Below are 5,482 nucleotides of genomic sequence, written 5' to 3'. Positions count from 1 at the left end.
CCCTCCTCATTATCAGTTAGTTTACATCAATTTCGATATTTCTTCATTTTCATTGATTAGTTACACTGCAAAAAACGCTTAATCGCAAGGCTACTAATCGTTGATCACACAGTAAATCCAGTTTTATAGCTAAACAACAAGTACTATCGTGTTGAATAAAAAGTACTATCGTGTTAAGCAAAAAGTACTATCGTGCTGAGTAAAAAGTACTATCGTGTTGGGCAAAAAGTACTATCGTGTTAAGCAAAAAGCACTATCGTGTTGGGCAGATTCTATTTTACATGGGTATCATTCTTTTCAACGGCACGGATATTACGCATCAAACCTGCGTATTTAGCACGCTTGATAGCACTGCCTTTGAATAGTTTTCGATATTCTTCTTCGGTGAGTTTACGCCATTTTTCGCGTGTCATAGCCAAAAGCTCGGGCTTAGGCTGAAATTCCGGGACGGTTGTCGGTGGCGCAAATCGATTCCATGGGCACGCCGTCTGACAGCGGTCGCACCCGTAAATGGTGCTACCCATCGCTGCGGAAGCATCGGCAGAGAGTTCCCCCCGATTCTCAATGGTCTGATAAGAAAGACATTTTTCGGCATCGAATAAACCGGGAGCATCACCCTGCATATCGTTTGGCATCCCCAAAGCACAGGTAGGACAGGCTTCGATACATTTGTGACAGGTGCCGCATCGGCTCTGCATCGGTGTATCATAAGTCAACTCAATGTCTATGAAAAGCTCACCGAGGACGAACATACTGCCGGCTTTAGGGATGATCAATTGATGATTTCGCCCTGTCCATCCAAGTCCTGCGCGTTGTGCCCAATACCGTTCCAAGACGGGAGCACTATCACAAAAGGCACGATAATGCGGCCTATCTTCTTGCGAAATATCGTTTATCGCCGGATGCTTAACAGACTCTTGTATTACGAACGGCTGTAAACCGAAGTGTGCTGCAAGCTGATGCAGCTTCTCTTTTACAACGTCGTGATAGTCTGCTCCATAGGCATAGCTTGCCAATTGCAATTCACCAGGGGGAATATGCTGGGCCGGCGCATAGTTGAGTGCAACGCAAACGATAGATTTTACACCGTCCATCAATAAACGCGGATCAAGTCGTTTGTCTATATAATTGCCCATATAGGTCATCCCGGCATTACCTCCGACATCAAGCCAACGTCTTACATGCGCAGCAACTTCATCTGCCACGGGTTCAGCTCGGGCTATTCCGCAAGCAAAAAAGCCGAGACGCAGAGCCTCGGCTTTGATTTCATTCGAAAGTTTTAAACGCATATCCTTGTTCTTTCAACCATCTCAGAGCCTCGGGCAAAGCATAGTGTAGCTTGTCAATACTCTTTAATGAGTCGTGGAAAGTAATAATCGAACCGTTTCGGGTATATCGTTTCACATTGTTAAGGACGTCTTCCGCCGTCATCCATTTGGAGTAATCGCGTGTCACGAGATCCCACATCACGATACGATATTTACGTCCCAACCACGCATATTGACTTAATCGCATCCATCCGTGAGGCGGACGAAAGAGGTTGGTGTGCAACAGCAAATTGGCTTTTTCTGCATTGGCGCTGTACGTTCGGATGGTATGGCGAGCTCCGCCAATGTGGTTATATGTGTGGTTTCCCACTCGATGGCCCGCTGCAACAATCTGTTCGAAGAGCTTGGGATGCTTGCGCACATTGTCTCCCACCATAAAGAAAGTAGCCCGGGCATCGTATTCAGCCAGTGTACGGAGCAGAAATGGCGTCGACTCCGGTATCGGACCGTCGTCAAAAGTAAGGTAAACCGAATGGTCATTCCTATCCATTCGCCACGTCGCTCGGGGATAAAGCCAACGCAGCCAGATGCTCGGTTGCTCAATTATCATCCGCTTTCTACTTTCGTTCGGGGGGAATACCGCCCTTGTCGAGATACTGTTTGTAAAGTATTTCCACCTCTTTGGTCATTCTATCACCCATTTTCTTGTCTACCATTTGAGCAATGCCACAGAGCTGGTGCATCACGTAAAATTGTGTGAGACAGTCGTTCATTGACTCAGTGAAGCGTCCGCCCCAAAGTGACAGATACCACTGAGCGTATTGCCTACTATTAGTCCAAAGGGCATTGAGCACTTCCGTGGCTTTGGCTTTCTGTCCGAGAAAAGCATAAGCACGTGCAATGTCGGCCCCACCACTCATATAAGTCATTGGGATGTTATAAATAGGAAGCACTCGTTCGGCCTTTTGCAACACGTGTAAAGCCTTAGCGTCCTGATGTTCGGCAATGAGTTGCAAAGCTAATTGCCCCATCAAACGGCGATGGGTATAGCACATTCGCATCACTGTCTCGTCAATATAAAGCCCCTTTTGTTCTAACCCGCCGTAGCGATAGCGAGTCATCACGTTTCGATAAGTCTTCTCTGTATCGAAGTTTTTAGCTCCCGGCTTGTTCGTTGTAAACGGACTGATGCGGTTGGCAAGTCCTTCTTGGATAAAGTTATCGCCCAGATTCATATAATTTTCTTCACCAACGGTAAGCGCAACATATATCGGGCGCGTCCAGTTGCACTGCGAAATCATTTCCAACATCATCAGATCGCCTTTACCAAGCGCGCTCTTTCCGGCAAGCGAAATCACCATTCGATCGGGAATAGAATCGCTGGCCATCATCATTCCGCTACGTTTCACGGCTGCTTTATCAATCGTGACATAAACTGTGTCGGTAGGAATAAAGTGCATCGAAGCATCTTTTGAGCGTACCCAATACTTCAAAATATTCTTCAATTCAAACGGATTATCTCCAAATTGGGCTTTGGCTGGGTGGGATTTTGTTTGTAGAAGTCGAGCAATTGCTGTTTGGCTTGCGGCTGAATCTCTACATAATCGTTGACACCCCCAACATATTCGAGACGCGGCCAAGTAATGGGGACAGATGGCGAATCATAAGCCGGGCGCCGCATTTGGTCGATATACCAATCCGTTTGCAGATAACTGAGGTTGCAGACACGTGCATCTGTGCGTTTACCTTCTACGTCTTGGTTATACCAAAGTGGGAACGTGTCGTTATCGCCGTTGGTAAAGATGATGGGATTGCCCTTGTCTTGCAGCGTCATCAGATAATTCTGACCAAAGTCGCGACACGTATAACGACCGCTGCGATCGTGATCGTCCCACGTTTGCGATACCATCTGAATCGGCACCAACAAGCAGAGCAATGCCACAACGGCCGACACCACAGTGCCTTCTACTTTGAATCGCTTCTTGATCATATCGAGAATGGCTGCTACACCAATGCCACACCAAATTGCAAAAGCGTAGAACGAGGCAGCATAAGCATAATCCCGCTCACGAGGTTGCTGCGGCGTCTGGTTCAAATAGATAACAATGGCCAATCCGGTCATAAAGAAGAGGAAAAAGACCACCCAGAACTGACGAATACCTCGGCGTCCGCGGAAAGCTTGCCAGAACAAACCAATGATGCCAAGAAGCAACGGCAAGCAATAGAAGACATTATGTCCTTTGTTGTTTTTAAGTTCGTCAGGTAGTTTGCTTTGGTCTCCCAAACGGAGATTATCAATAAACGGGATTCCCGTTATCCAGTTTCCATGTTCGAGTTCACCATTTCCCTGAATGTCGTTTTGCCTTCCCGCGAAGTTCCATAAGAAATAACGCCAATACATGAAATTGCATTGATAAGAGAGGAAAAACATCAGATTATCTTTCTGAGACGGCACTTTGACCGTTATTTGTTCGCCGCAACGATCATAAGGAACTTCTGTTCCCTCTACGCCGCCCATCCAGTCCTCGTATGCTTGACGATGAGCAGCATCATACATCCGCGGGAACAGCATATTCTGAGCATAGACATATTTATCCTTATGCCCTACAACGATATATCGGTCGGATTCATTTTTCGAGGCTTTCTCCTTGCGCTGATAAATGGGAGCGCCCTCTGCACGACGCGGTTTACAGATATTTCCCTCGACGTCAAGCTGCACTTGCGAAGTGTAAGCCTGTCCATACATCAACGGACGGTCACCGTATTGATCACGGCTGAGATAGTTTCCGAGCGTGAAGATATCTTCCGGCGAGTTCTGATCCATCGGAGGATTAGCTGAAGAACGAATCACAATCAGCGCATAACTGGAATAACCGATCATCAACATCAGCATACACAACAGTGCCGTATTCTTGATGCGCGACGAAACAACAGCTACCCGCTTCTTGTCAATCACTCGTTTGTAGTTCAGTACAAGCCATAACAGAGTTAAAACAATTACTCCAATTACTACCGACGACCAACCATAACCATAAAAAGGGATGCCGAGCATAGCCACAGAAGCGACAAAAGCAATATTTTCCCGCCGCTCGCTGCGAGATGTGTAAGTTTCATAAATCGCCCAAATCACAATGGCTGCAAGCAGGATGATATACACGATCTCGCCCGTGTTGAACGGACAACCGAGATAATTGACGAACAACAGTTCAAACCATCCACCCACCGTGATAATGCCGGGCACAACACCATAAAGCACGGCGGCCACAAGAACGAACGAAACCAACAGTGCGATAAGCGACCCTTTCAGCTCAATCTCTGGAAATTTGCGATAAACGAAGACCAAAACAATAGCCGGAATGCACAACAAATTCAATAGATGCACACCGATAGAAAGCCCCGTCATATAAGTAATCAACACCAGCCAACGGTCGCTGTGGGGCTCATCGGCATGGTCTTCCCATTTCAAGATAAGCCAAAACACAATAGCTGTGAAAGCCGAAGAATAAGCATACACTTCCCCTTCGACGGCCGAAAACCAAAACGTATCGCTGAAAGCATAAATCAGTGCACCCACCATTCCCGAGGCTTCAATGGCAATCAGCTTGCCCATTGTGAGTGCATTCCAGTTTTTAAGAATCAATTTGCGCGTGAGATGCGTTATCGACCAAAACAGAAAGAGAATCGTTGTGGCACTGAGCAACGCACTCATCGTGTTCACCATACGAGCCACCTGCGATGCGTCGCTGGCAAACTGCGAGAACAAATTAGCTGTGAGCATAAAGAATGGTGCGCCTGGTGGGTGGCCAATCTCTAACTTGTAACCCGTTGTGATAAATTCGGGACAGTCCCAAAAACTGGCTGTCGGCTCGATGGTGGAGCAATAGGCGAAAGCCGCAATCAAAAATGCGACCCATCCCAGCACATTGTCCACAAGTCTGTACTGCTTCATGATTCTCTTTAATATGATGTTATTTCGAAATACGGATGCAAAGGTAACATATTTAATTGATAAAGGACAACTGCTCTATGAAATTTGTTGGGACCCGCTCTTCCGCCAGGACAGGGGGATAGAAACTGTCAAAAACAACGTTTCCCATGTTTGGGAAGAGCAGAAATGGGAAAAAACAACGTTTCCCTTGTTTGGGAAAAGCAGAAATGAGAAAAAACAACGTTTCCCTTGTTTGGGAAAGGCAAAAATGAAAAAAACAACGTTT

General features: G+C 46.6%; 2 protein-coding genes and 2 pseudogenes. 1 reads left to right on the top strand and 3 read right to left on the bottom strand.

Annotated elements, in window-relative coordinates; genetic code table 11:
- Window positions 1–272: 272 nt before the first annotated feature.
- The 3 genes and pseudogenes from queG to JCM12259_RS15545 form a co-directional block, all read right to left on the bottom strand.
- A complete protein-coding gene (queG, locus tag JCM12259_RS12210) occupies window positions 273–1,289 on the bottom strand; it encodes a tRNA epoxyqueuosine(34) reductase QueG (protein ID WP_025066649.1) in 1,017 nt (338 codons plus the stop codon).
- Window positions 1,267–1,878 (bottom strand): polysaccharide deacetylase family protein, encoded by a 612-nt coding sequence (locus tag JCM12259_RS12205; protein WP_025066648.1) that lies wholly within the window; start codon window positions 1,876–1,878, stop codon window positions 1,267–1,269. Before JCM12259_RS12205 ends, queG begins: the two co-directional genes overlap by 23 nt.
- Window positions 1,879–1,885: 7 nt before the next feature.
- Window positions 1,886–5,217: pseudogene (locus JCM12259_RS15545) on the bottom strand (protein O-mannosyl-transferase family).
- A 13-nt stretch (window positions 5,218–5,230) separates the two neighbouring features.
- Here JCM12259_RS15545 and JCM12259_RS17460 point away from each other — a divergent pair.
- Window positions 5,231–5,482: pseudogene (locus JCM12259_RS17460) on the top strand (hypothetical protein); the annotation flags it as partial.

The sequence above is a fragment of the Hoylesella enoeca JCM 12259 genome, from assembly GCF_000613405.1.
GTDB lineage: Bacteria > Bacteroidota > Bacteroidia > Bacteroidales > Bacteroidaceae > Prevotella > Prevotella enoeca.
Note: the sequence above shows the minus strand (reverse complement) of the source record. Positions and strands in the feature narration are given on the sequence as shown.

Coding starts and splice junctions, on each gene's coding strand:
- queG (WP_025066649.1), bottom strand. CDS start 1,289: ATGCGTTTAAAACTTTCGAATGAAATCAAAGCCGAGGCTCTGCGTCTC.
- JCM12259_RS12205 (WP_025066648.1), bottom strand. CDS start 1,878: ATGATAATTGAGCAACCGAGCATCTGGCTGCGTTGGCTTTATCCCCGA.